25 protein-coding genes are annotated in these 25335 nt (G+C 68.6%); 17 read left to right on the plus strand and 8 right to left on the minus strand.

What is annotated here, in order from left to right:
- Positions 1–61 precede the first annotated feature (61 nt).
- Positions 62–1249, plus strand: a complete 1188-nt coding sequence (locus WS57_RS00405) for an amidohydrolase family protein (RefSeq protein ID WP_059513023.1) — start codon at positions 62–64, stop codon at positions 1247–1249.
- An 82-nt stretch (positions 1250–1331) separates the two neighbouring features.
- The gene (locus tag WS57_RS00410; RefSeq protein WP_069243606.1) at positions 1332–1808 is read left to right on the plus strand and encodes a nuclear transport factor 2 family protein; all 477 of its coding nucleotides are present in this window, start codon (positions 1332–1334) and stop codon (positions 1806–1808) included.
- Positions 1809–1891: 83 nt separating this feature from the next.
- On the opposite strand, the gene WS57_RS00415 is transcribed toward WS57_RS00410, so the two are convergent.
- Positions 1892–2752 carry a LysR substrate-binding domain-containing protein gene (locus WS57_RS00415; protein ID WP_009694503.1) on the minus strand — a complete coding sequence of 287 codons (861 nt, stop codon included), beginning with the start codon at positions 2750–2752 and terminating at the stop codon, positions 1892–1894.
- Positions 2749–3069 carry a hypothetical protein gene (locus WS57_RS36720; RefSeq protein WP_155774246.1) on the minus strand — a complete coding sequence of 107 codons (321 nt, stop codon included), beginning with the start codon at positions 3067–3069 and terminating at the stop codon, positions 2749–2751. Before WS57_RS36720 ends, WS57_RS00415 begins: the two co-directional genes overlap by 4 nt.
- 237 nt (positions 3070–3306) lie before the next feature.
- Between WS57_RS36720 and WS57_RS00420 the strand changes: the two genes are divergently transcribed.
- On the plus strand, positions 3307–4092 hold the full coding sequence (locus tag WS57_RS00420) for an ABC transporter substrate-binding protein (RefSeq protein WP_009694502.1): 786 nt from the start codon (positions 3307–3309) through the stop codon (positions 4090–4092).
- A 31-nt stretch (positions 4093–4123) separates the two neighbouring features.
- Positions 4124–4975 carry a phytanoyl-CoA dioxygenase family protein gene (locus WS57_RS00425; RefSeq protein WP_069243607.1) on the plus strand — a complete coding sequence of 284 codons (852 nt, stop codon included), beginning with the start codon at positions 4124–4126 and terminating at the stop codon, positions 4973–4975.
- 98 nt (positions 4976–5073) lie between these two features.
- On the opposite strand, the gene hutC is transcribed toward WS57_RS00425, so the two are convergent.
- Positions 5074–5811: a histidine utilization repressor gene (hutC, locus tag WS57_RS00430; protein ID WP_009694500.1), complete on the minus strand. Its 738-nt coding sequence runs from the start codon at positions 5809–5811 to the stop codon at positions 5074–5076.
- A gap of 43 nt (positions 5812–5854) precedes the next feature.
- Positions 5855–6619 carry an SDR family oxidoreductase gene (locus WS57_RS00435; protein ID WP_059513044.1) on the minus strand — a complete coding sequence of 255 codons (765 nt, stop codon included), beginning with the start codon at positions 6617–6619 and terminating at the stop codon, positions 5855–5857.
- Between the two features lie 340 nt (positions 6620–6959).
- Here WS57_RS00435 and WS57_RS00440 point away from each other — a divergent pair, with 340 nt between their 5' ends.
- Complete coding sequence (locus WS57_RS00440; protein ID WP_069243608.1) at positions 6960–7670, plus strand: YceH family protein; 711 nt, start codon at positions 6960–6962, stop codon at positions 7668–7670.
- A gap of 58 nt (positions 7671–7728) precedes the next feature.
- On the opposite strand, the gene WS57_RS00445 is transcribed toward WS57_RS00440, so the two are convergent.
- A complete protein-coding gene (locus tag WS57_RS00445) occupies positions 7729–8322 on the minus strand; it encodes a hypothetical protein (RefSeq protein WP_069243609.1) in 594 nt (197 codons plus the stop codon).
- Positions 8323–8546: 224 nt separating this feature from the next.
- On the opposite strand from WS57_RS00445, the gene WS57_RS00450 reads away from it, so the two are divergent.
- The 3 genes from WS57_RS00450 (at position 8547) to WS57_RS00460 (ending at position 12326) form a co-directional block, all read left to right on the plus strand.
- Positions 8547–9677, plus strand: a complete 1131-nt coding sequence (locus WS57_RS00450) for a 3-deoxy-7-phosphoheptulonate synthase (protein ID WP_009694495.1) — start codon at positions 8547–8549, stop codon at positions 9675–9677.
- 233 nt (positions 9678–9910) lie between these two features.
- The gene (locus WS57_RS00455; RefSeq protein WP_009694494.1) at positions 9911–10339 is read left to right on the plus strand and encodes a PRC-barrel domain-containing protein; all 429 of its coding nucleotides are present in this window, start codon (positions 9911–9913) and stop codon (positions 10337–10339) included.
- A 499-nt stretch (positions 10340–10838) separates the two neighbouring features.
- Positions 10839–12326, plus strand: coding sequence for an alanine/glycine:cation symporter family protein (locus WS57_RS00460; protein ID WP_059604879.1), 1488 nt, complete (start codon positions 10839–10841; stop codon positions 12324–12326).
- Positions 12327–12486: 160 nt separating this feature from the next.
- Here WS57_RS00460 and WS57_RS00465 read toward each other — a convergent pair whose 3' ends face one another.
- From WS57_RS00465 to WS57_RS00475, 3 genes are all read right to left on the minus strand, one after another.
- The gene (locus WS57_RS00465) at positions 12487–13668 is read right to left on the minus strand and encodes a helix-turn-helix domain-containing protein (RefSeq protein ID WP_236871900.1); all 1182 of its coding nucleotides are present in this window, start codon (positions 13666–13668) and stop codon (positions 12487–12489) included.
- A gap of 260 nt (positions 13669–13928) precedes the next feature.
- A complete protein-coding gene (locus tag WS57_RS00470) occupies positions 13929–15056 on the minus strand; it encodes an NAD(P)-dependent alcohol dehydrogenase (protein WP_059604882.1) in 1128 nt (375 codons plus the stop codon).
- A gap of 13 nt (positions 15057–15069) precedes the next feature.
- Complete coding sequence (locus WS57_RS00475; RefSeq protein ID WP_059604885.1) at positions 15070–16542, minus strand: benzaldehyde dehydrogenase; 1473 nt, start codon at positions 16540–16542, stop codon at positions 15070–15072.
- A 586-nt stretch (positions 16543–17128) separates the two neighbouring features.
- Between WS57_RS00475 and WS57_RS00480 the strand changes: the two genes are divergently transcribed.
- From WS57_RS00480 to WS57_RS00520, 9 genes are all read left to right on the plus strand, one after another.
- A complete protein-coding gene (locus WS57_RS00480; protein WP_059481998.1) occupies positions 17129–18265 on the plus strand; it encodes a muconate/chloromuconate family cycloisomerase in 1137 nt (378 codons plus the stop codon).
- 35 nt (positions 18266–18300) lie between these two features.
- Positions 18301–18591, plus strand: coding sequence for a muconolactone Delta-isomerase (gene catC / locus WS57_RS00485; protein ID WP_009688998.1), 291 nt, complete (start codon positions 18301–18303; stop codon positions 18589–18591).
- A 70-nt stretch (positions 18592–18661) separates the two neighbouring features.
- Positions 18662–19597 (plus strand): catechol 1,2-dioxygenase, encoded by a 936-nt coding sequence (gene catA, locus WS57_RS00490; protein ID WP_040130803.1) that lies wholly within the window; start codon positions 18662–18664, stop codon positions 19595–19597.
- A gap of 111 nt (positions 19598–19708) precedes the next feature.
- Complete coding sequence (locus WS57_RS00495) at positions 19709–21067, plus strand: Rieske 2Fe-2S domain-containing protein (RefSeq protein WP_009689001.1); 1359 nt, start codon at positions 19709–19711, stop codon at positions 21065–21067.
- Positions 21064–21552, plus strand: a complete 489-nt coding sequence (gene benB, locus WS57_RS00500) for a benzoate 1,2-dioxygenase small subunit (RefSeq protein WP_009689002.1) — start codon at positions 21064–21066, stop codon at positions 21550–21552. Before WS57_RS00495 ends, benB begins: the two co-directional genes overlap by 4 nt.
- Positions 21553–21593: 41 nt before the next feature.
- Positions 21594–22622: a benzoate 1,2-dioxygenase electron transfer component BenC gene (gene benC, locus WS57_RS00505; RefSeq protein ID WP_009689003.1), complete on the plus strand. Its 1029-nt coding sequence runs from the start codon at positions 21594–21596 to the stop codon at positions 22620–22622.
- Positions 22619–23395 carry a benzoate diol dehydrogenase BenD gene (gene benD / locus WS57_RS00510; RefSeq protein ID WP_040130806.1) on the plus strand — a complete coding sequence of 259 codons (777 nt, stop codon included), beginning with the start codon at positions 22619–22621 and terminating at the stop codon, positions 23393–23395. The genes benC and benD overlap by 4 nt, the downstream gene beginning before the upstream one ends.
- 107 nt (positions 23396–23502) lie before the next feature.
- On the plus strand, positions 23503–23901 hold the full coding sequence (locus tag WS57_RS00515) for a RidA family protein (protein ID WP_009689005.1): 399 nt from the start codon (positions 23503–23505) through the stop codon (positions 23899–23901).
- 49 nt (positions 23902–23950) lie between these two features.
- Positions 23951–25297 (plus strand): MFS transporter, encoded by a 1347-nt coding sequence (locus tag WS57_RS00520; RefSeq protein WP_069243611.1) that lies wholly within the window; start codon positions 23951–23953, stop codon positions 25295–25297.
- Positions 25298–25335: the final 38 nt, after the last annotated feature.

Consider the following 25335-nt stretch of genomic DNA (forward strand, 5'->3'; position numbering starts at 1 on the left):
GACCGGCGCGCGCATCGCTGACGATGCCCGCCGTCCATTCCGACCGACCCACGACATCGACATGACAAGCTTGCTGATCCGCAATGTTCGCACCGGCGCCGACGACGACGCGCTCGATATCCTGATCGACGGCGATCGCATCGCGCGCGTCGGCGCGTCGCTCGATGCGCCTGCCAGCTGTGCGATCGAGGACGGCGCGGGCGCACTCGCGCTGCCGGGCCTCGTCGAAGGCCACACGCATCTGGACAAGACGCACTGGGGAATGCCGTGGTATCGCAACGCGGTCGGGCCGCGCCTCGTCGACCGCATCGAGAACGAACGGCACTATCGCGCGACGAGCGGACACGACGCCGGCGCGGCGTCGCTCGCGCTGGCGCGCGCGTTCCTCGCGGCCGGCACGACGCGGATCCGCACGCACGTCGATGTCGACACCGAGGCCGGGCTGCGGCATCTGCACGGCGTGCTTGCGACGCGTGACACGCTGCGCGGACAGGTGGAGATCCAGATCGTCGCGTTTCCGCAATCGGGCGTGCTGAAGCGCCCCGGCACCGACGCGCTGCTCGCCGACGCGCTCGGCGCGGGCGCGGACCTGCTCGGCGGACTCGATCCGTGCGCGATCGAAGGCGATCCGGTCGAGGCGGTCGATGTGCTGTTCGGGCTCGCCGAGCGTCACGGCCGCGGGCTCGATATCCACCTGCACGAGCGCGCGTCGATGGGCGCGTATTCGCTCGACCTGATCCTGCAGCGCACGGCCGCGCTCGGCATGCAGGGCAAGGTCACGATCAGCCACGGTTTTTGTCTCGGCGATATCGCCGAGCGCGAGCGCGACGCGCTGCTCGCGCGGATGGCCGAACTCGGCGTCGCGATCGTCACGACCGCGCCAGCGGCGGTGCCGGTGCCTTCCGTGGTCGCATGCCGCGCGGCGGGCGTGACGGTGATCGGCGGCAACGACGGCGTGCGCGACACATGGACGCCCTACGGATCGCCCGACATGCTCGAACGCGCGATGCTGATCGGCATGCGCAACGATTTCCGCCGCGACGATGCGCTCGAAGTCGCGCTCGACTGCGTGACGTCGAGCGCCGCGCGCGGCTGCGGCTTCGCGGATTACGGACTGCAGCCCGGCGCCCGCGCCGACGTCGTGCTCGTCGATGCGCTGACGCCGGCCGAGGCCGTCGTTGCGCGGCCGGTTCGGCGGCTCGTCGTGTCGTCGGGGAAGGTCGTCGCGCGAAACGGCGCGCTGGTCTGAGCGAGCGACGTGCGCGGCTGCGCATCGTCGGCGGCGGTCCCGGTAAGATCCGGCTTTCAGGCGACCTTCCGGAGAGACGACGATGCGACGCAAGACAGCAGCCCCTGCATGCCGATGGATGGCCGCGGCGATGTTCGCGGTGACGGCCGCGCATGCCGCGGCGGCCGGTGGCGCGGGCGACGCGCAGCAGGAGGCGAATCGCCGGACGGTGCTCGCGTTCTACGAGAAAGGCCTGAACGACAAGGACGCGGAAGCCGCGCTCGCCTATGTCGGCGATCGCTACGTGCAGCACAATCCGAACGCGGCCGACGGCCGCGACGGGTTCCGCAAGTTCGTCGCGTTCCTGCGCGACAAATATCCGCAGTCGCACAGCGAGATCAGGCGCTCGTTCGTCGACGGCGACTACGTGATCCTGCACGTGCACGCGGTGCGCGAGCCCGGCACGCGCGGCAACGCGATCGTCGACATCTTCCGGCTGGAGAACGGCAAGATCGTCGAGCACTGGGACGTCAACCAGCCGGTGCCCGAGCAGGCTGCGAACGGGAACACGATGTTCTGACGCAGCGCGGCGGGTCGGCACGTCGGCGCGTCGAACGTGCCCGCATTGCGACGGCCGCGATCGGGCGGGTTCGCCCGTCGCGCTTACCGCTCGTGCTCCAGCATCTCCGCCAGCGTCTTCGTCAGTTCGCTGACCATCGGGTCGGCTGTCGGGCGGTGCAGGATCGCGATGTCCATGTTCTCGATCGGCGCGAACCCTTCCTTCGCGGTCAGCACGACATGCTCGTCCGTCACCACGCGCGCGGGCAGCACGCTGATGCCCAGCCCGTCCGCGACCGCCGCCTGGATCCCGCTCAGGCTCGACGTCGTGAACGCGATCCGCCAGCGGCGGCCGCGCTCCTCGATCGCCTTGATCATGTCGTCGCGATAGAGCCCGCGCGGCGGAAACACGACGATCGGCACCGGATCGAGATCGATCGACGGGTGCTTCGCGCTGTCGATCCAGCGCAGCTTCTCGGGCCAGCGCACGACGGCTTCGCGGCTGTCGCGCCGCTGCTTGATCAGCACCAGGTCGAGTTCGCCGCGATCGTAGGCGGCGCTGATGTCGCGGCTCAGCCCGCACGTCACCTCGAGTTTCACCTGCGGATGCGCGCGCTTGAACGCGGCCAGCGCATGGGTCGTGCGGCCGGCCGCGAAGTCGTCGGGCACGCCGAGCCGGATCGTCAGCGCGACGGTCGCGCCCGCCAGCACCTCGAGCATCTCGTCGTTCAGGCCGAGCATGCGGCGCGCGTAGCTCAGCACGGTGACGCCCGCATCGGTCGGCCGCACGTCGCGCGTGCCGCGATCGAGCAGCCGGTGCCCGGCGATCTCCTCGAGCCGCCGCACCTTCTGGCTGACCGTCGATTGCGTCGAGTGCAGGCGCGCGGACGCCGTCGTGAAGCTGCCGCAGTCGGCGACCATCACGAGCGCGCGCAGCAGATCGAGGTCGAACAAGGGTCTATTCATTTCCGCACTTTTAGGGATTCGAGCATTTCATTTCCAAATGTGCGACGACTTTTAGCATGGCCGAATGCGCCGGGCAATCGCGGTTTCGCCGGACGCGGGACGGTGTTGCGGGGTGCCGGTGGCATTCGAAGACCGGGCAGACGCTGGTGGTGGCGGGAAAGCTGGCGGAGAAACGTGCCGGCCGGGTTGGCGGGGTGGTCTATGATGGGGGGAGTGAGGGCTGTATAGACATCGATATCGAACAAATAACCGAGGAAGTACACGCTCCGAGGATTGTGGTTGATCTGGGGAAAATAAAAAAATAGGAGAGGTTGCATGTAAATTGCCGACAAAAATGGGTTTTATAGGTTGTTTCTCCATGCATCTCAATCCCGTCGGTCACCGGTTTTCCCCATCCGCATCTCCCCTGCTTGCGCTCGAAAATCAAGCGGTCTAGACTGCATCGCGCAGTCATCGAAGTCCCGCTTTTTGCCCCCGCACCGACGCGTCGGCGCGGCGCATTCACCCGGACGCCCGGCGCCGACCCGCCGCGTCGAGACCAGCAAGGACCTGCCATGAACCGGATCGCAACGCTTCTCGTCACCGCGCTCGCATGCGCGCCGCTCGTGTCGTTCGCCCAGGATCCGTCGACGATCCGCTGGGGCATCGATCCCACCTATCCGCCGTTCGAGGCGAAGCAGCCGGACGGCTCGCTGACCGGCTTCGACATCGACCTGCGCAACGCGATCTGCGAGCAGCTGCGCGCGAAATGCGTATGGGTCGAGCAGAACTTCGACGGGATGATCCCGGCGCTGCGCGCGCGCAAGTTCGACGTGATCATGTCGGCGATGACGGCCACCGACGAGCGGCTCAAGCAGATCGACTTCTCGAACAAGCTGTACGCGTCGCCGGCCGCGCTCGTCGCGCCGGCCGGCTCGAAGCTGCAGTCGACCGCGGCGTCGCTCGCCGGCAAGCGCGTCGGCATCATCCAGGGCACCACGCAGGACATGTATGCGAAGGCCGAATGGGCGCCGAAGGGCGTCACGATCGTGTCCTACCAGAACCAGGATCAGGTCTACCAGGATCTCGTCAACGGACGCCTCGACGCGACGTTCCAGGACAAGACGCAGGCCGGCTATTCGTTTCTGAAGACCGAGCGCGGCAAGCACTTCGCGTTCGCCGGCGACGACATCACCGATGCGCGCATTACCGGCTTCGGCGTCGCGATGGGGCTGCGCAAGGGCGATACCGCGATGAAGAACCGGCTGAACGGCGCGATCGCCGCGATCCGCGCGAACGGCACGTACCAGAAGATTGCCGCGAAATACTTCGACTTCGATATCTACGGCGCGAAGCCGTGATTCCACGATCCAACCAACCGACAGGCAAGCCATGACGATGAGCATTGAGGACCGTGTCGCGCAAGCCGTGACGCCCGACCTGATCGATGCGTTCCGCGAAGAAGGCGCGGTCTGCATCAAGGGGATTTTTTCGCCGGACGAAGTGGCGGCGCTCAGGGCCGGCATCGACGCGAACCTCGCGCAGCCGAGCCCGCGCGCGAAGGTCGCGAGCCGGCCCGACGATCCGGGCTGGTTCTTCGAGGATTTCTGCAACTGGCAGCACAACGACGCGTATCGCGACTTCATCCTGCGCTCGCCGGCGCCGTCCGTCGCGGCCGCGCTGATGGGCACCGCGACCGTGCGGCTGCATCACGACCACCTGCTCGTGAAGGAACCCGGCACGCGGCAGCGCACGCCGTGGCATCAGGACCAGCCCTACTACAACATCGAAGGCAACGACAACGTCAGCATGTGGATCCCCGTCGACCCGGTGCCGCTCGAATCGACGCTCGAATTCGTCGCGGGTTCGCATCGCGGGCCGTGGCTGATGCCGCGCACGTTCATGGACAAGGAGGCGAAATGGTTTCCGGAAGGCAGCCTCGCGGACCTGCCCGACATCGAAGCCGATCGTGCGGCCTTCCCGATCCGTCACTGGGCGCTCGAACCGGGCGACATGGTGTGCTTCCGGATGCTCACGCTGCATGCGTCGGGCGGCACGCAGAATCGCCGGCGCGCGTTTTCGATCCGCTTCGTCGGCGACGACATCCGTCACGCGCCGCGCCGCTGGAAGACCTCGCCCGATTTCCCCGGGCTCGCGGATCAACTGCCCGACGGCGCGCCGCTCGAGCATCCGCTGTTTCCGGTCGTCTGGTCGCGCGATGCGGGACAGACGCACGCGATCTGACGTCGGCAGGCTTCGGTCTACGCGCAACGGCCGCTTCATGACGAAGCGGCCGTTGTCTTTTGCGACACGGCATGTGGCGACGCGTCGCGCCGCGGCGTTCAGGTCTGGTGGCGTCCGGCGCCGGGCTTGAAGCGCGAGCCGAGCCGGTAGCGGTTGCCCGGATGCAGGAAGTGCACGAACGTGACGGGCAGCCCGTTCGTCCAGGTGCGGCGCGTGAGCGTGAGGCACGGTTCGTCGGCGCGCATGTCGAGCAGCCGCGCCTGTTCGACGGTCGGCAGCGATGCGTCGACGACGTGCTCGATCTCCAGTTCGTAGTGCGACACGTTGTTGAACAGGTACTCGGACGGCGGCTCGCTCACGAAATCCTGGTCGATGAAACCGGGCGCGGCGGCCGGGTTCACATAGCGATCCTCGAGCTGGATCGGGCGGCCGTTTTCCTCGTGCACGCAGACGACGTGGAACACCGGCGTATTGACCGGCAGGCCGAATGCGGCCGCGACGTCGAACGATGCGGGTTCGCGCGCATGGCTCAGCACGCGGCAGCGGTATTCATGCCCGCGCGCGCGGATCTCGTCGCGGATATGCGCGATCATCAGCAGGTTCGACTGCGGCTTCTCCTCGGCGACGAACGTGCCGACGCCCGCGATGCGCTTCAGCACGCCTTCCTCGGTCAGCTCGCGCAGCGCGCGGTTGACCGTCATGCGCGCGACGCCGAATTGCGCGGCGAGGTCGAGTTCGGACGGGATGCGGTCCCCGGGACGCCAGTCGCCCGATTCGGTCTTCTGGCGCACGAGCGTCTTGATCTGCTGAAACGGCGCGGTGGTCCGGGTGACCATCGGGGATCCTCGGGGAAGGGCGATCGAAGGATTCTATCCCGGATCACGCGGCCGGCAGTTCGCGCACGTCGGCCGTGGGCGCCGAGCCGAACGCGTCGCTCAGCGCGTAGCCGACCAGCTGCCGCGCGGCCGCTTCCGGCGTCGCGAGCGCGCCGCTCGCCTTCAGCTGCTCGAACTTCTCGCGCATCGGGAAGCGGTCGTCGCCGGTCGCGCGGATCGTCGCCTGCATGCCCGTATCGACGACACCCGGCGCGACGCTGCAGATCCGCAGCGCACGGTTCGCATCGAGCGCGACGGCGCGCGCGTGCTGATCGAGCGCGGCCTTGGTCGCGCAGTAAACGCTCCAGCCCGCATACGCATTGCGCGCCGCGCCGCTCGACACGTGCACGATCCGGCACTCGGTCGAGGCCGACGCGACTTGCGCGAGCGCGGCCGACAGCATCAGCGGCGCCGCGACGTTCAGTCCGACCGCGCGCGCGACCGTGGCCGGATCCTGCGCATCGAGCGGGCCGATCGGATCGACGATGCCCGCGTTGTTGAAGAGCAGCACGAGCGATGCACCGTCGACGAAGCGGCGCAGCGTGTCGCCGGCCAGCCATGTCGCGACGGCCGACGGCTCCGACAGGTCGAGCTCGACTTCGGCGAACGAGTCGCCGCCCTGCGCGGCGAGCGAAGCATGGCGGCTGCGCGACACGCCGAGCACGGCAATGCCTTCCAGCAGCAGCTGCTCGGCAAGCGATGCGCCGAGGCCGCGCGTGTGGCCGGTGACGATCGCGCGCACATTCGGTACGGAAGAGGATGAAGTCATGTCGGTGAACGGTCGGATGAAAGGCGTTGGAGGGCGGTGCGCACGCTCGGGCGGCGTGGCGTGCGGAACGGGCGAGGCGCGGCGCGATGCGTGAACGCGCGATGCGCTGCGGCGTCCGGGTGAACGCGTATCGTAGCGCCGGCCTGCGCGCGGCGCAAACGGCGCAGCCGCGCGACGCGCGCGACGCACCGGACGAAGCGCGCTGGCGGCGAAGGCGCGCGCCGCCGCATCGACCGGCATCGGGCCGCGCGTCGCAAGCTATCATATGGCTCGCCCGTCGAGCCGTGCCGGACGGGCCGCGATCCGTTTTCCCTTTCCTGCCGCTGCCGCGACGACAACCATGAACACCACGCCGGACACGCCCACGCCACGCGCCCTTCGCGAACTGACGCCCCTCGAGGCCCGCATTGTCGGGGTGCTCGTCGAGAAACAACACACGGTGCCGGACACCTATCCGCTGTCGCTGAACGCGCTGACCGCGGGCTGCAACCAGAAGACCGCGCGCTCGCCGGTGATGAACGTCACCGAGGACGAAGTGACGACCGCGCTCGACGCGCTCAAGCATCTGAGTCTCGTGATGGAGGGCAGCAGCAGCCGCGTGCCGCGTTTCGAGCACAACATGAACCGCGTGCTCGGCATCCCGAGCCAGGCGATCGCGCTGCTGACGATCCTGCTGCTGCGCGGCCCGCAGACGGCCGCCGAACTGCGCCTGAACAGCGCGCGCCTGCACGGCTTCGCCGACATCTCGTCGGTCGAGGCGTTCCTCGACGAACTCGCGACGCGCCAGCCGCCGCTCGTCGTCCGGCTGCCGCGCGCGCCGGGCGCGCGCGAGAACCGCTGGATGCACCTGATGTGCGGCGAAGTGAACGTGAGCGAATTCGCGGCCGGTGCGGACGCGGGCGGAGCGGACTCGGTTCCGCCTTCCGAATTCGAAGCGGTGAAGGCCGAGCAGAAGCGCCTCGCGGACGAAGTCGCGCGGCTGAGCGCGCTGGTGCAGCGGATGGCCGCGGAGCTCGGGATCGACGTCGACACGCAGGGCGACGCGTCCTGAGCGACCGCGCGATGAATCGCGGCGCCGGCGCGCAGGCGGGCGCGTCGCGCAACGCGGCTCAATAGCGGCGCCGGCCCGCTTCATCGTCATGATCGCCTGAGCCCAGGCTGATCCGCGTCGCGCCCGCATCGACGAGGCGGAACAGCACATCCTCGGCAGCCGTCTCCGGCGCCGAGCCGAAATCCACGTTGACGCGCCACCCCTGTTCGATGCGCGCCGGCTCCGACAGGGAGTGAACGACGCCGTGCAGCCCGTCTTCGCCCGGCGCACGGGCATCGTCGGCGTCGAACCACGCGCAGAACCACGACTTGAACAGATCGATCGTCGCATTTTCGGCGAGACCGTCGACCTCGATCGTCGCCCGGTCCCACGCGAACGGGCCGATCGACACGGTCGCCGCATCGACCTCGAACGAGATCGGCTCGAATTCCAGCCGGCTGAACGAGTCGATCCTCGCCGGGCGGCCAGCCGCTTCGCCTTCGGTCGGGATGTAGTCGGCCCGCCACGGCAGCGCGAGCGGCCCTTCGGTGGCGAGCGTGCCGTCCGCGTGCCGGCAGGCCGGTTCGATATGGGCGGGCAGCTGCGTCGCCGCTTTCGCGAGCAGGTCGGCATAGGGCTGGCGGATGGCGCGGAACAGTTCGGACAAGGTCATCGTGGCGTATCGGGTCGGGCAGGGAGCGATCGGTCGATTGCCGGCAGCGGGCGGCGCGCGTCGAACAACGCGGCCGCTCGATACCGGGTCAGTCACGATCGTAATGACCGTCGGCCGTGCGCGAACAGTCGGCCGAACGGCCTGCCCGCGCGCGATCGCTGCCGTCGCGGCCGGGTGCCATAATCGAGCCTGCTTACCATTCCAGACGTCCCCGGAGAATCACCATGCAGAACCTCGACAATCCTTCACGCGATCGCGAGGTCGGCGTCGCCGACGCGACGCAGGACTCGACGCGCATCGACGACGTCCGCATCGGCGCGGTGCGCCCGCTGATCTCGCCGGCGCTGCTGCAGGACGAGCTGCCCGTGCCGGCCGCCACGCAAACGCTCGTCGAGGACACCCGCAAGGCGATCGGCGACATCCTGCACGGTCGCGACGACCGGCTGCTGATCGTCGTCGGCCCGTGCTCGATCCACGACCACGACCAGGCGCTCGACTACGCGCGCCGCCTGAAGGTCGCCGCCGATGCGCTGAAGGACGACCTGCTGATCACGATGCGCGTCTACTTCGAGAAGCCGCGCACGACGGTCGGCTGGAAGGGCTATATCAACGATCCGCGCCTCGACGGCAGCTTCCGGATCAACGAAGGGCTGCGCGCGGCGCGGCAACTGCTGCTCGACGTCAACGCGCTCGGCCTGCCGGCCGCGACCGAATTCCTCGACCTGCTGAGCCCGCAGTACATCGCCGACCTGATCGCGTGGGGCGCGATCGGCGCGCGCACGACCGAAAGCCAGAGCCATCGGCAGCTCGCGTCGGGGCTGAGCTGTCCGATCGGCTTCAAGAACGGCACCGACGGCGGCGTACAGGTCGCGTCCGACGCGATCGTCGCCGCGCGCGCGAGCCACGCCTTCATGGGGATGACGAAGATGGGGATGGCCGCGATCTTCGAAACGCGCGGCAACGACGATGCGCACGTGATCCTGCGCGGCGGGAAGAACGGTCCGAACTACGACGCCGCGCACGTCGAGGCGAGCTGCGCGGTGCTGCGCGCGGCCGGCCTGCGCGAGCAGGTGATGGTCGACTGCTCGCACGCGAATTCGAACAAGTCGCACGAACGCCAGATCGATGTCGCGCAGGATCTCGCGCGGCAGCTGTCGCAGGGCGAACACCGGATCGTCGGCGTGATGGTCGAGAGCAATCTCGAGGCCGGCCGGCAGGACCTGAAGCCCGGCGTGCCGCTCAAGTACGGCGTGTCGATCACCGATGCGTGCCTGAGCTGGACGCAGACCGAACCGGTGCTCGACGTGCTCGCCGAAGCCGTGCGTCATCGGCGCGTGTATTCGCGCAACGCCTGACTGCGGCATCGCGTCCGATGCAGCGTTGCGCCGCTGGCGCTAAGATGGCCCGATGCGACGCGCTGCGGGCCGGTCGGTACGAACCGCCGCGGCACGCGCATGGGGGGCGGTGCGGCCGTGCCGCCGATCCGTCGGCGAAGTCGGGCAGTGTCGCGGCAGCGTATAACCGCGCGCCGTCGCGTTGTCCGGCTTCGCCGCCTGAATCGACAATCATTCAACGGAGTGCAACAAGCATGGCGTTCTACAAGACCATCATCGCAGTGGCCGTTCTGGCATCGAGCGTCAGCGCGCACGCGCAGATCGCGGGCGCGCAGCCGCTGAGCGTGACCGTCGAGCAGTCGCAGGCGCTGCTCGAAGGCTGGAGCGTGAAGAAAAGCGTGCTCGGCAAGGCCGTCTACAACGACCAGAACCAGAAGGTCGGCACCGTGCGCGACCTGATCGTCGCGCCGGACGGCTCGGTGTCGGCGGCGATCGTGTCGGCGGGCGGCTTCCTCGGCGTGGCCGCGCACGATGTCGCGGTGCCGATTGCATCGCTCGACGTGCGCAACGGCAACATCTACCTGCCGGGCGCGACGAAGGACGCGCTGAAGGCCACGCCTGCATTCCAGTATGCGAAGGTGCCGGCGCCGCCGAAGCCGAAGAAGCTCGACGACAAGCACTGATCTGCAGCAAACCTGCCGGCGCCCGTCACGCAATGCGGCGGGCGCTTGTGCGCAGGACGGCATGCCCGGCCGGTAACGGCGGGCATGCCGGACTCTTCCATCTTCTTTCCGCCCATCCTCCCGCCGCGCAAGCGTCACGACCCGGCTGACGGCTTCATGCGCGATGCCCGCATGCGGATGCGCTCGATCCGTAGTCCGAATCGATAGTTCAAGCGGCCATACCGTACGACATCCGACGCGCGATTCGCGTTGCGTCTGCGATGCGTCGCCTGCTCGCTCCGGTCGGCGCGCCTGGCGCGATCGACTCGTCGAAGCTGCGGCGACACCGGCGATCGCCCGCCGTCCCGCTCGGGGCTCGCCCCAATTCCGACTGAATGTGAAAGAAATGTAATATCAATGAAAGGATGATTCGGATTTATCCGACTCCGTGCGCGCCACGACGCGACATGACCGGTCCGGTCGTCCTTCCCCGTCACCCCGCTCTCAACCAAAACGCTTCATGGAACAACTCGTCGATTCGATCAATGGCGTCATCTGGAGCCCTGCGCTCATCTTCCTCTGCCTCGCCGCCGGGCTGTACTTCTCGCTGCGCACGCGCTTCGCGCAGGTGCGCCATTTCGTCGAGATGCTGCGCCTGATGCGCGGCAGCAAGGCGTCGGCCGAGGGCGTGTCGTCGTTCCAGGCGCTCGCGATGTCGCTGTCGGGGCGCGTCGGCACCGGCAACATCGCGGGCGTCGCGACGGCCATCACGTTCGGCGGCCCCGGCGCGATGTTCTGGATGTGGCTCGTCGCATTCCTCGGCGCCAGCACCGCGTTCGTCGAATCGACGCTGTCGCAGATCTACAAGGAGCGGCGCGAAGGGCAGTATCGCGGCGGTCCCGCGTATTACATCGAGAAGGGACTCGGCGTGCGCTGGTATGCGGTGGCGTTCGCGATCGCCACGGTGCTCGCGTGCGGGCTGCTGTTGCCCGGCGTGCAGGCGAACGGGATCTCGGTCGCGGTCGAGAACTCGTTCGGCATCGCCAAGCCCGTCACGGGCGCCGCGCTGGTGCTGCTGCTCGGCCTGATCATCTTCGGCGGCGTGAAGCGGATCGCGCGCGTCGCGGAGATCGTCGTGCCGTTCATGGCGCTCGGCTACATCCTGATCGCGTGCGTCGTGATCGCGCTCGATATCGAACGCCTGCCGGGCGTCGTCGCGCTCGTGTTCAAGAGCGCGTTCGGCTTCGAGGCCGGCTTCGGCGCGGTGCTCGGCCTCGCGATCCAGTGGGGCGTGAAGCGCGGCGTCTATTCGAACGAGGCCGGGCAGGGCACGGGCCCGCATGCGTCGGCGGCGGCCGAGGTCGGGCATCCGGCGCAGCAGGGGCTCGTGCAGGCGTTCTCCGTCTATGTCGATACCTTGTTCGTCTGCTCCGCGACGGGCTTCATGATCCTGATCACCGGCGCCTACAACGTGGTCGCGCCGAGCGGCCGCGCGCTGTTCTCGGGCGCGGCCGGCATCGAGGCCGGCCCCGGCTATACGCAGATGGCGGTCGAATCGGTGCTCCCGGGCTTCGGCGCGGCGTTCGTCGCGATGGCGCTGTTCTTCTTCGCGTTCACGACGATCCTCGCGTATTACTACATCGCGGAGACCAACGTCGCGTATCTGAGCGGCGCGCGCAGCAGTGCCGCGGGCACCTTCGTGCTGCGGGCGGTGATCCTGCTCGCGACGCTGTACGGCGCGGTGAAGAGCGCAAGCGTCGCGTGGGCGCTCGGCGATATCGGCGTGGGTCTGATGGCGTGGCTGAACATCGTCGCGATCGTGCTGCTGCAGAAGCCCGCGCTCAAGGCGTTGCGCGATTACGAGGCGCAGCAGCGCGCGGGCCGCGAGCCGAGCTTCGACCCGGTCGCGCTCGGCATCGCGAACGCGACGTTCTGGGAAAAGCGGGACGCCGCGCGCGACGACGGCGGCGCAGCGCAGCCGGCCGTGGTGTCGGAGCGGCAGTCGTAGAAAAGTGCGCGGCCGGCCGTTCGACCGGCCGGCATGCTATGCGGTTTGGCCAGGCCGGCAGGCGCATCCGGCCGTCGCGCGCCGCGCCGACGCGTGGGTGCTGTGACTCGCTGCGGCGCAGGCCAGTCGGACGCGGACACCGCGTGACGGACGCGAATCGCTACGCGCGCGACGGCAGGCCGTTCACGATACCCGCGGCATCGAGCTGCCGCAGCTTCGCGTAGACGGTCGTACGCGAGATGCCCAGTTGCCGCGCGGCGGCGGATACGTTGCCGTCGTGCTCGTCGACTGCGCGCCGGATCGCGTCGAGCGACTGCTCGTGCAGGCTCGCATGCGGGTCGGTCCGTGCGGTCGGGCACAGCTCGTCCGCGTCCTCGAAGGCGCCCGGCTGTCGGCGTGCAGCCGCACGATCGAGCGGCGCGCGCAGGCAGCGCACCCAGACATGACTCCCGTCGCTGCGCGCGATCCGCTGCGGCGTGCGCGCGGGCTGCATCAGGCGGCGCTGCTGCGCCGGCGTCGCATCGGCGAACAATTGCCGGCGGTCGAGCGGCGCGAGCGGCCCGTCCGGCGTCAGGTCGAGCATCTGCCGCGCGAGCCGGCTCGCGGCGCGCACGCGCCCCGCCTCGTCGATCGCGACGACGCCCGCGAGCGGCGTGCCGAGCCAGCGCGGATCGTACTGCACGTGCAGCAGATGACAGTCGCGCAGCATCGCGTAGATCCGCTGCTCGGCGGACAGCGACGCATGGCGGAACTGCTCGCGCAACTGCATCGCATTGCGCTGGCCGATGCCGGTGATGTCCAGCGCGCCGATCACTTCGCCGTCGAAGCCGACCAGCGGCACGGCGAGGCAGAACACGCGCGAGAATTCGTCGAGATAGTGCTGCGCGCCGACGACGAAGGTCTCGACGCCGTCGTGGATCACGCAGCTCGGCGCGGTCGTGCCGATGTTCGGTTCGACGACGCGCCGCCCGGCGACGATCGGCGTGAGCAGTGCGTCGTCGCAATGCGGGCTGCGCCGCGCATGCACGATCGTGCCGCCCGGATTGACGCAGAAGATCGTCCAGTTCGTGCCGCCGAATGCGGCCCACAACTGTTCGATCTCGTGGACGACGCAGCGATGGAGCCGCCGGTCGGCGCGCGATTCGCCCACGCTGCCCGGATCGCGCTGCATTTCGTAGTACGCCGTCTGCCACGGCCGCAGCCCCGCGTCGCGCGAGCGGGCCCACGAACGCGCGACGGTGCCGGGCAACGCGGTGTCCGGCAACGGCTCGCCCGCCGCAAACCGGGCGCGCAGCGTATCGAGGTCGATGGACCGTGACGAGGATTGAAGTCCCGTTTCCACGCTACCTTCCATTCAAGGTTCGAAATCGTTTCCGGCGTAACGCCGCCCGCGCCGCCGCGTGGAACCGCTGTCGCGTATTTGCGGCAGGTGCCGGCGGCCGCCGCGGGGGCTTCGAAACGATAGGGTAGCCGGAAGTGGGCGAGCGCGTCGTGTTGCGGCGCGTGGAGCAGGCATTCGGCGCGTCGCCCGCGCAGCGGGCGCGGGCGACGCGGGCGGCCGCGTGCGCAGCGCCGCAACGGACGGAACCGGACGCGCCGCCGTCAATGCGGCAGGCGCAGGATCGGCTTGAGCACGGTGCCGTTGCTGCTTTCCTCGGCCGCGCGGTTGATCTCCTGCAGCGGATAGAACTTCACGAGCCGGTCGAACGGGAAGCGCCCTTGCTGATGAAGCTGCACGAGCTGCGGGATGAATGTCTGCGGCACGCTGTCGCCTTCGACGATGCCGCGGATCGTGCGACCGCCGAGCAGCAGGTTGTTGACGTCGAACTCGGCTTTCGTGCCGAGCTTCGGCGCACCGACCACGCCGATCGTGCCGCGGCTGCCGAGCGCCTCGATGCCCTGCGACAGCACGGCCGCGTGCCCGGTCGACTCGAGCGCGAAGTCGACGCCGCCGCCGGTGATCTGCCTGACCGCATCGACGACGTCGACTTCCTTGCTGTTGACCGCATGCGTGGCGCCGAGCGCCTTCGCGAGTTCGAGGCGCGACGGCACGATGTCGACGGCGATGATCGTCGTCGCGCCGGCGATGCGCGCGGCCATGATCGCGCTCATCCCGACCGCGCCCGCGCCGAAGCTCGCGAAGCTGCTGCCCGGGCGCACCGCGAGCGAGTGGATCACCGCGCCCGCGCCGGTCTGGATGCCGCAGCCGAGCGGGCCGAGCAGTTCCAGCGGGGCGTCCTTCGGCACCTGGATCGCGTTGTTCTCGCGGGCCAGCGCATAGCTTGCGAACGACGACTGCGAGAAGAAGTGATCGTGCAGCGGCTGCCCGTGTTCGTCCCGAATCGCGGTGTGCCCGTCGGGATCGCCGCCGCCGAAGTTCAGGCCGAAGAAGTGCCGGCAATACGCGCCGTGTCCGCCGACGCATGCGTTGCAATGGCCGCATGCGCCGTAGGTGAGCACGACGTGATCGCCGGCGGCGAGCGTCTTCACGTCCGGGCCGACGGCTTCGACCACGCCGGCGCCCTCGTGCCCGAGCACGGCCGGCAGCGGCACCGGATAGTACTGGTCGCGCACGATCAGGTCGGTATGGCAGAGGCCGGTGGCGACGACGCGTACCAGCACCTCGTCGGCGCGCGGGCCGCGGATGCGTGCGGATTCGATCGAGAAGGGCGCGCCGGCCGCGCGGGCGACGGCGGCGGTAACGGCGCGCGCATCGTTGTCGGTGTACATGTCGGTCTCCTTGTCAAAGCGGATAGAGCGGCGCTTCGCCCTTGACGGTCAGCCACTGCCACTGCGTGAATTCCTCGAGATTTGCCGCGCCGCCGATGCTCGTGCCGTTGCCCGATGCGCCGACTCCGCCGAACGGATTGACGACTTCGTCGTTGACCGTCTGGTCGTTGATGTGCAGCAGGCCCGTATGCAGCCGCTCGCCGAGCCGCAGCGCGCGCCCGACGTCGGCGGACAGGATCGCCATCGACAGTCCGTATGCGCTGTCGTTGGCCAGCGCGATCGCGTCCTCGTCGGTATCGAACGGCACGACGACCGCGACCGGCCCGAAGATTTCCTCGTCGAAGGCCGGGTTGCCGCGCGTCACGCCGCTCAGCACGGTCGGCTCGAAAAACAGCTCGCGATAGCCGCCGCCTGCGTCGACGCGCGCGCCGGCGTCGCGCGCCGCCGCGACCACGCGCGCGGCATGATCGCGCTGCGCGGCATTGATCAGCGGCCCGAGACCGACGTCCTCGGTGGCCGGATTGCCGACGCGCAGGCTGCGGGCCTTCTCGACGAGCTTCGCGACGAACCGGTCGTGAATGGCGCGCTGGACCAGCACGCGGCCGGTGGCCATGCAGATCTGGCCCTGATGCAGATACGCGCCCCACGCGGTATTCGCGATCGCACGGTCGAGATCGGCGTCGTCGAGCACGATCAGCGAGTTCTTGCCGCCGAGTTCGAGCGACACTTTCTTCAGGTAGCGGCCGGCCGCTTCGCCGACCTTGCGCCCGGCGGCCGTCGAACCGGTGAAGTGGATCATCGCGACGTTCGGATCGGCGACGAGCGCGGCGCCGGCCGCGCCGTCGCCCGGCACGACGTGCAGCACGCCTGCCGGCAGGCCGGCCAGCTCGAAGATCCGCGCGATCGCGACGCCGCCGCACACGGCGGTGCGCGGATCGGGCTTCAGCACGACCGCGTTGCCCAGCGCGAGCGCCGGCGCGACCGCGCGCATCGCGAGATACAGCGGAAAGTTGAACGGCGAGATCACGCCGACCACGCCGCGCGGACGCCGCCGCGCGAGCGACAGCCGGCCCGCGCCCGACGGCAGCACCTCGCCGGCCGCGCGCGACGGCAGGCCGGCCGCTTCGTGCAGCGCCTTGATCGTGACCGACGTCTCGAAGGCGGCTTTCGCGCGCGTCGAGCCGCTTTCGCGCACGGTCCAGTCGACGATCGCGTCGAACTGCGCTTCCGCGACGGCGGCCGCACGGCGCAGCACGGCCGAACGCTCGTCGTACGGCAGGCCGAACCATGCCGGCTGCGCGCGACGGGCCGCCGCCGACGCACCGGCGACCGTCTCGCCGTCGGCGATGCCGATGCGGCCGAGCGTGGCGCCCGTCGCGGGTTCGATCACGTCGGCCGTGCCCGGTCCGGCCGTCCAGCCGCCGCTGAAGAGCTTGCCGGTCCAGACGTCGCTGTCGAACAGCGCTTTTCCTTCACTGATGGTCATATACGCTCCTGATGAATGCCGGACCGCCGGCCGGTCGCGGGCCGGCCGCGGTCGGTACGGAGCGAGGGTAGGCAGCGGCGGCGCAACGCGGCCATCCGGGATTCTGCCCACCCGCGGCAGACGCGCCGGCGCGGGCCCGCTCGCGTCGAGCTGTCCAGTTGCTGGACACTCGCGATACACGGCCCGCGCAGCGCATGTCGCGCCGACGCCCGCAACGGGGCCGCGATCCGGGCGCGGGGACGGCGGCCTGCCTCGAGCGCGCCAGCCTCCGGGCACCCCTGCATCCCATCAGGAAAACCCTAGGTTTCGCGCTTGCCAGGCCGTTTTGCGTGCCGCCGCCGCGCGCATGACACCCCTCGCGCCCGCGTTCCGGACACCGTCCGGAGAGTCGCCGCTCGGCCGCCACCGGCACGGCTTTCCGCCCGCTTAGACCCTCAACAAAAGTATGGTGCAGCGCGTCATTCAAGGGGTTGCGCGCCAATCCAATACCCACCAAGTATGAAAATGGGTGTCCAAAAGTATTGGACGCTCGCTCTGGCCGAGACGTATAAATCGGTCCAAGCACTTCACTCACGCGACGTATTCCATGACCCCGATCACCATCGAACGCATCGAAACCCGGCTCGTCGACTTGCCGACGATTCGCCCGCACAAGCTTTCGGTCGCGACCATGCACGGACAGACGCTGATGCTGGTGAAGGTCACGTGCAGCGACGGCGTGACCGGCATCGGCGAAGGCACGACGATCGCCGGGATGGCCTATGGCCCGGAAAGCCCCGAAGCGATGAAGCTCGCGATCGACACGTATTTCGCGCCGGCGATGATCGGCAAGGACGCGACGCGCATCCAGGCGCTGATGGCGTACGTCGGCAAGCTGGTGAAGGTCAATCACTTCGCGAAGAGCGCGCTCGAAACCGCGCTGCTCGACGCGCACGGCAAGCGGCTCGGCGTGCCGGTCAGCGAACTGCTCGGCGGCCGCCGGCGCGACCGCCTGCCGGTCGCGTGGACGCTCGCATCGGGCGATACGGCGCGCGACATCGACGAGGCGCACCACATGCTCGACCTGCGCCGCCACAACGTGTTCAAGCTGAAGATCGGCGCGAAGGCGCTCGACGTCGATATCCGTCACGTCGCCGAGATCAAGAAGGCGATCGGCGATCGCGGCGCGGTGCGGGTCGACGTCAACATGGCGTGGAGCGAGACGCAGGCGGCCTGGGCGCTGCCGGCGCTCGCCGATGCCGGCTGCGAGCTGGTCGAGCAGCCGGTCGCGTCCGCCGCGGCGCTCGCGCGCCTGATGCGCCGCTTCCCGGTCGCGCTGATGGCCGACGAAATCCTGCAGGGCCCGGACAGCGCGTTCGAGATCGCGAAGCAGCACGGCGCCGACGTGTTCGCGATCAAGATCGAGCAGAACGGCGGCCTGTTCGCCGCGCAGCGCGTGGCGACGATCGCCGATGCGGCCGGCATCGAGTTGTACGGCGGCACGATGCTCGAAGGCGCGTTCAGCACGGTCGCCTCCGCCCATCTGTTCGCGAGCTTCGCGAACCTGCAATGGGGCACCGAGCTGTTCGGCCCGCTGCTGATCACCGAAGAGATCCTGACCGCGCCGCTCGACTACAGCGACTTCGCACTGACCGTGCCGAACGGCCCGGGCCTCGGCATCGAGCTGGACGAGGCCAGGATCAAGCGCTTCACGCGCGACGGGCTGACCAAGGTCACGCGATAAACCGATTCCCCTCGATACCGAACAGGACCATCACGATGCTTTTCCACGTACGCATGGACGTCAACCTGCCGGCCGACCTGCCCGCCGGCGTCGCCGACGAAATCAAGGCGCGCGAGAAGGCGTATTCGCAGGAACTGCAGCGCAGCGGCAAGTGGCGCCATATCTGGCGCATCGCCGGCGAATACGCGAACTACAGCATTTTCGACGCGGACAGCAACGCCGAGCTGCACGACATCCTGACCGGCCTGCCGTTGTTCCCGTACATGAAGATTTCGGTGACGCCGTTGTGTCGCCACCCGTCGTCGATTCGTGACGGCGACGCCTGAACCGGAGCACCGCCCGTTCCCCTCGCGCGCCCCGGTCGATTTTTTCCAAATACACGTGGAGACACACATCATGAGCGTCAAAGTATTCGATACCCAGGAAGTCCAGGACCTGCTGAAGGCCGCTTCGAACCTGAACGGCGACACCGGCAACGCGCGCTTCCAGCAGATCGTCCACCGCCTGCTGGGCGACCTGTTCAAGGCGATCGACGATCTCGACATCACGCCCGATGAAGTCTGGGCCGGCGTCAACTACCTGAACAAGCTCGGCCAGGACGGCGAAGCGGCGCTGCTCGCGGCCGGCGTCGGCCTCGAGAAGTACCTCGACATCCGGATGGACGCGGCCGACAAGGCAGCCGGCCTCGACGGCGGCACGCCGCGCACGATCGAAGGCCCGCTGTACGTCGCCGGCGCGCCGGTGCGCGACCGCGTATCGAAGATCGACCTCGACGATGACGCCAACGCCGGCCCGCTCGTGATCCACGGCACGGTGACCGACACGGACGGCAAGCCGGTCGCCGGCGCGGTGGTCGAATGCTGGCACGCGAACTCGAACGGCTTCTACTCGCACTTCGACCCGACCGGCGCGCAGACCGAGTTCAACCTGCGCGGCGCGGTGCGGACCGGCGCCGACGGCAAGTACGAATTCCGCACGCTGATGCCGGTCGGCTACGGCTGCCCGCCGCAGGGCGCGACGCAGCAACTGCTGAACGGCCTCGGCCGGCACGGCAACCGTCCGGCGCACGTGCACTTCTTCGTGAGCGGCGAAGGTCACCGCAAGCTGACGACGCAGTTCAACATCGAAGGCGATCCGCTGATCTGGGACGACTTCGCGTACGCGACGCGCGAGGAGCTGATCCCGCACGTGGTCGAAAAGACCGGCGGCGCCGCGCTGGGCATGAAGGCCGATGCGTACCAGGACATCCAGTTCGACATCGTGCTGACGCCGCTCGTGCAGGGCAAGGACAACCAGATCGTCAATCGCCCGCGCGCTTCGGTCAGCGCCTAACACCCGGGCGGCGGCAGCCCGCGCTGCCGCCGGCCCGGCTCCCGCGAGAATCATTCGACACCGATGCAGTCCTTCTCCGCAGTGCGCGGAGGGTGCATGGGAGGAGGAGTCATGTCTGCCATTATCGACAAAGCCAACGAACTCGATCACCTGCTGGCCACCGCCGTGCAGGATGACAAGGAAAACGGCGTATTCCGCTGCCGCCGCGACATCTTCACGAACCAGGACCTGTTCGATCTCGAGATGAAGCACATCTTCGAGAGCAACTGGGTGTATCTGGCGCACGAGAGCCAGATCCCGAACAACAACGACTACTACACGACGTGGATCGGCCGGCAGCCGATCGTCATCACGCGCGACAAGACCGGCGAGCTGCACGCGGTGATCAACGCATGCGCGCACAAGGGCGCGATGCTGTGTCGCCGCAAGCACGGCAACAAGGGCAGCTTCACGTGCCCGTTCCACGGCTGGACGTTCTCGAACAGCGGCAAGCTGCTGAAGGTGAAGGACGAGAAGACCACCGAGTATCCGGTGCAGTTCAACACGAACGGCTCGCATGACCTGAAGAAGGTCGCGCGCTTCGAGAGCTATCGCGGCTTCCTGTTCGGCAGCCTCAGCGCCGACGTGCTGCCGCTCGAGGACTACCTCGGCGAAGCGCGCGTGATCATCGACCAGATCGTCGACCAGGCGCCGGACGGCCTCGAAGTGCTGCGCGGCAATTCCTCGTACATCTACGAGGGCAACTGGAAGATGCAAATGGAAAACGGCTGCGACGGCTATCACGTCAGCACCGTGCACTGGAACTACGCGGCGACGATGGGCCGCCGCAAGGAAGACGGCACCAAGGCCGTGGATGCGAACAGCTGGAGCAGGTCGGTCGCGGGCGTGTACGGCTTCGAGCACGGCCACATCCTGCTGTGGACCCAGACGATGAATCCGGAAGTGCGTCCGGTCTATCGGCATCGCGACGAGATCAAGGCGCGCGTCGGCGAAGTCGGCGCGGATTTCATCGTGAACCAGACGCGCAACCTGTGCGTGTACCCGAACGTGTTCCTGATGGACCAGTTCAGCACGCAGATTCGCGTGGTGCGGCCGCTGGGCGTCGACAAGACCGAGGTCACGATCTTCTGCTTCGCGCCGAAGGGCGAGAGCGCCGAGGATCGCGCGTTGCGGATTCGCCAGTACGAGGATTTCTTCAACGTGTCGGGAATGGGCACCGCGGACGACCTCGAGGAATTCCGCGCCTGCCAGTCCGGCTATGCGGGCGCCACGGCAATGTGGAACGACCTGTCGCGCGGCGCGCCGCTGTGGATCCACGGCGCGGACGAGAACGCGAGGAAGATGGGGCTGAAGCCGCTGATTTCGGGCGAGCGCAGCGAAGACGAAGGATTGTTCGTGTGCCAGCACGAATACTGGGTGCGCGTGATGCGCGGCGCACTCGAGAAGGAACGCGAGGAGGCATTGTCATGAGCTTCGATTACCGCACCATCTGCGCGGCGCTGTACCGCGAAGCGCGCCTGCTCGACGATCGCCAGTGGGACGAATGGCTGACCTGCTACACGGAAGACGTCACCTACTGGATGCCGGCGTGGGACGACGACGACCGGCTGACCGACGATCACGAGAGCCAGATCTCGCTGATGTACTACCCCGATCGCGGCGGCCTCGAGGATCGCGTGTTCCGGATCAAGACCGAGCGCAGCGGCGCATCGACGCCGGAGCCGCGCACGAGCCACAACGTGACGAACGTGGAAGTGCTGGCCGAGCGCGACGACGAGGTGGACGTGCGCTACAACTTCGACACGCTCAACCATCGTTACCGCGTGACGGATCACTTCTTCGGCACGATGTTCGTCACGTTGCGCAAGGTCGGCGACGAACTGCTGATCTCGTACAAGAAGATCGTGCTGAAGAACGACTACATCCGGCAGGTGCTCGACGTCTATCACGTCTGAGCCGATCGTCCGGAATTGAAAAGGAAGTGGAGGCGACTGCCATGTCCAGCTACAAGATTGCACTGAACTTCGAGGACGGGGTGACCCGCTTCATCGACTGCAAGGCCGGCGAGAAGGTGCTCGACGCGGCGTTTCGGGCCCGCATCAACCTGCCGATGGATTGTTCCGACGGCGTGTGCGGCACCTGCAAGTGCCGCGCCGAAAGCGGCAGCTACGATCTCGGCGACGACTACATCGACGATGCGCTGAGCGAGGACGAGAAGAACGGCGGCCTCGTGCTGACCTGTCAGATGGTGCCGCAGAGCGACTGCGTGATCGCGGTGCCGACCTCGTCCACCGCATGCAAGACCGGCAACAGCCAGTTCGCGGCGACCGTGACGAAAGTCGAGCCGCACAACGACGCGGCGATCGTGCTCGAACTCGACGTGGACGCCTCCGCCGCCGCGCCCGTGTTCCTGCCGGGCCAGTACGTGAACATCGACGTGCCCGGCAGCGGCCAGCACCGCTCGTATTCGTTCTCGTCGGCGCCGGGCGAGACGAAGCTGAGCTTCCTGATCAAGAAGATTCCGGGCGGCGTGATGAGCACCTGGCTCGAATCCGCGAAGCCGGGCGACACGCTCGCCCTGCACGGCCCGCTCGGCAGCTTCTACCTGCGCGACGTGCAGCGGCCGCTGCTGTTCCTCGCGGGCGGCACGGGCCTCGCGCCGTTCCTGTCGATGCTCGAAGTGCTCGCGCGCGCCGGTTCGCAGCAGAAGGTCCATCTGATCTACGGCGTGACGCGCGACCTCGACCTGGTGCAGGTCGACGCGATCGAGGCGTTCGTCGCGAAGCTGCCGAACTTCAGCTATGCGACGGTCGTGGCCGAGGAAGCGTCGAACCATCCGCGCAAGGGCTGGGTCACGCAGCATATCCCGGCCGATGCGCTGAACGACGGCGACGTCGACGTCTATCTGTGCGGGCCGCCGGCGATGGTCGACGCGGTGCGCAAGCATTTCGACGATACCGGCGTGAAGCCCAACAGCTTCCACTACGAGAAGTTCACGCCCAACGCGACGCTGAAGGCGGCATGATGAAACCGCGATTCTCGGACAAGGTCGTGGTCGTCACCGGCGCGGCACAGGGTATCGGCCGCGGCGTGGCGCTGCGCATCGCCGCCGAAGGCGGCAAGGTGCTGTTCGTCGACCGCGCCGAGTTCGTCGGCGAGGTGGCGGCCGAAGCGGGCAGCGAGCAGACGGCCGGCTTCGTCGCCGACCTCGAGACCTACGAAGGCGCGCACGCGGCGATGGCGTTCGCCGCGCGCAGGTTCGGCGGCATCGACGTGCTGGTCAACGGCGTCGGCGGCGCGATCCGGATGCGTCCGTTCGCCGAGTTCGAGCCGGCGCAGATCGACGCCGAGATCCGCCGCTCGCTGATGCCGACGCTGTACGCATGCCATGCGGTACTGCCGCATCTGCTCGCGCGCGGCGGCGGCACCATCGTCAACGTGTCGTCGAACGCGACGCGCGGCATTCGCCGCGTGCCGTATTCGGCGGCCAAGGGCGGCGTCAACGCGCTCACGCAGGCGCTCGCGATGGAGTACGGCGAGCACAACATCCGCGTGGTCGCGGCCGCGCCGGGCGGCACCAGCGCGCCGCCGCGCCGCGTGCCGCGCAATGCGGCCGGCGACAGCGAGCAGGAGAAGGCGTGGATGAACGAGGCCGTGCGCCAGGTCACCGAATCGACCTTCTTCAAGCGCTACGGCACGCTCGACGAGCAGGTCGCGCCGATCGTGTTCCTCGCGTCGGACGAAGCGAGCTACATCACGGGCGCGGTGCTGCCCGTCGCCGGCGGCGACAACGGCTGACGACGCGGGCGGCGCATGCGGGCGGCCGCCGCGCCGCCTTCGTCCGTCGTCTGTCGTTCCGAGGCAGGACAATCTACCGGCGCGCGACGCCGGACCAGGAGACACGCATGCATGAACGCAAGGCCATCGTCCCGCCGGGGATGGAAGCGGTGTACGAGAAGATCGGCTATGCGCCGGCGATCAGCGTCGGCGACACGATCTACGTGTCGGGCCAGATCGGCCGCGACCTGTCGATGCAACTGGTCGAGGGCCGCGAAGCGCAGATCGCGCAGGCGTTCGACAACCTCCGCTACGTGCTGGAGGCGGCCGGCGCATCGCTCGCGGACGTCGTCGACCTGACGAGCTTTCACACCGACATGCGCGACCTGCCGCTGTTCATGCAGGTGCGCGACCGCTATTTCGACACGGATCCGAAGCCGGCCTGGACGGCGGTCGGCGCGCACATGCTCGGCGGTGCGCCCGGCTATATCGTCGAAATCAAGGCGGTGGCGGTGCGGCGGGCATGACCGCCGCGTTCGTGCCGCCGTCGCGGCCCCGACCTGGAGACTCGCTCCGATGACCCTTGCTTCTACCCGCTCGATTCCGGCGTTGATCGACGACGCGCCGCTGGGCGCGTTCCAGTTCCGCGTGCTCGCGCTGTGCGTGCTGATCGCGCTGCTCGACGGCTTCGACACGCAGGCCATCGCGTTCACCGGTCCCGCGATTCTCGCCTGGTTCAGGCTGCCGGCCGGCGCGCTGGCGCCGATCCTGACCGCGGGAATCGTCGGCATGACGATCGGCGCGATGACGCTCGGCCTCGTCGGCGACCGCATCGGACGACGGCCCGCGATCATGATCGGGCTCGCGCTGTTCGGCACGGCGACGCTCGCGACGTCGTGGGCGAGCGAGCCGGCGCAGATACTCGCGCTGCGCTTCGTTGCCGGGCTCGGCATGGGCGGATGCACGCCGGTGCTGCTCGCGCTCGCCGCCGAATACTGCCCGGCGCGTGTGCGCGGCGCGGTGATGACCGGCGTGCTGCTCGGCCTGCCTGCCGGTGCCATGCTGGGCGGCCTGCTCGCCGCGCGCATGCTGCCGGCGATTGGCTGGCAGGGCATCTTCGTGGTGGGCGGCGGCGTGCCGCTCGTCGTGCTGGCGGTTGTCGCGCTGCTGCTGCCGGAATCGCTGTTCTATCAGGCGTCGCGCGGCGATGCGCGGGCGCAGCAACGCGTGCGCGCGACGCTGTCGAGGATCGTTGCGCAGCCGTTGCCGGCCGATGCGCGGTTCGCCGTGCCCGACGAGGCGAGCGCGAAGGCGAGCGTCGGCGCGCTGTTCCGCGATGGCTATGCGGGCAGGACGCTCGGCATCTGGGCGATCTACTTGCTCAACTGGATCGCATGGTTCATGCTGCTGTCGTGGCTGCCGACCGTGCTGAAGGCGGCGGGGCTGAGCGCGCAGCAGGCGCCGCTCGGCACCGTGATCGTCAACGCCGTCTTCATCGTGTGCGCGATCCCGCTGTCGATCGTGCTGCCGCGCGTGAATACGCGGAACCTGCTGTGCGCGATGTTCGCGTTCGGCATCGTCATCGCGGTGGGCCTCGGCCAGGCCGGCACGAACTGGACCCTCGTGTTCGTGCTCGTCGGCGCGGCCGGTTTCGGCATCGGCGGCCAGCAGATCGCGCTGAATTATCTGGTCGTCGGCGCGTATCCGACCGCGTTGCGCGCGACCGCGACCGGCTGGGCGATCGGCATGGGGCGCGCGGGCGCGATTGCCGGATCGGCGATCGGCGGCACGTTCCTCGCGTGGGGCGGCCCGTCGGGCTTCTTCATCGCACTGGCGGTGCCGCTCGCCGGCGCCGCGCTCGCGGCGTTCAGCCTGCGCGCGCATCGCACCGCCGGGCCGGAAGTGGCGGCGGCGCCCCGCTGAGCCCGTGCGTCGCGGGCCGACTCGCCGGTGGCGGTCGG

Source organism: Burkholderia pseudomultivorans (genome assembly GCF_001718415.1).
GTDB lineage: Bacteria > Pseudomonadota > Gammaproteobacteria > Burkholderiales > Burkholderiaceae > Burkholderia > Burkholderia pseudomultivorans_A.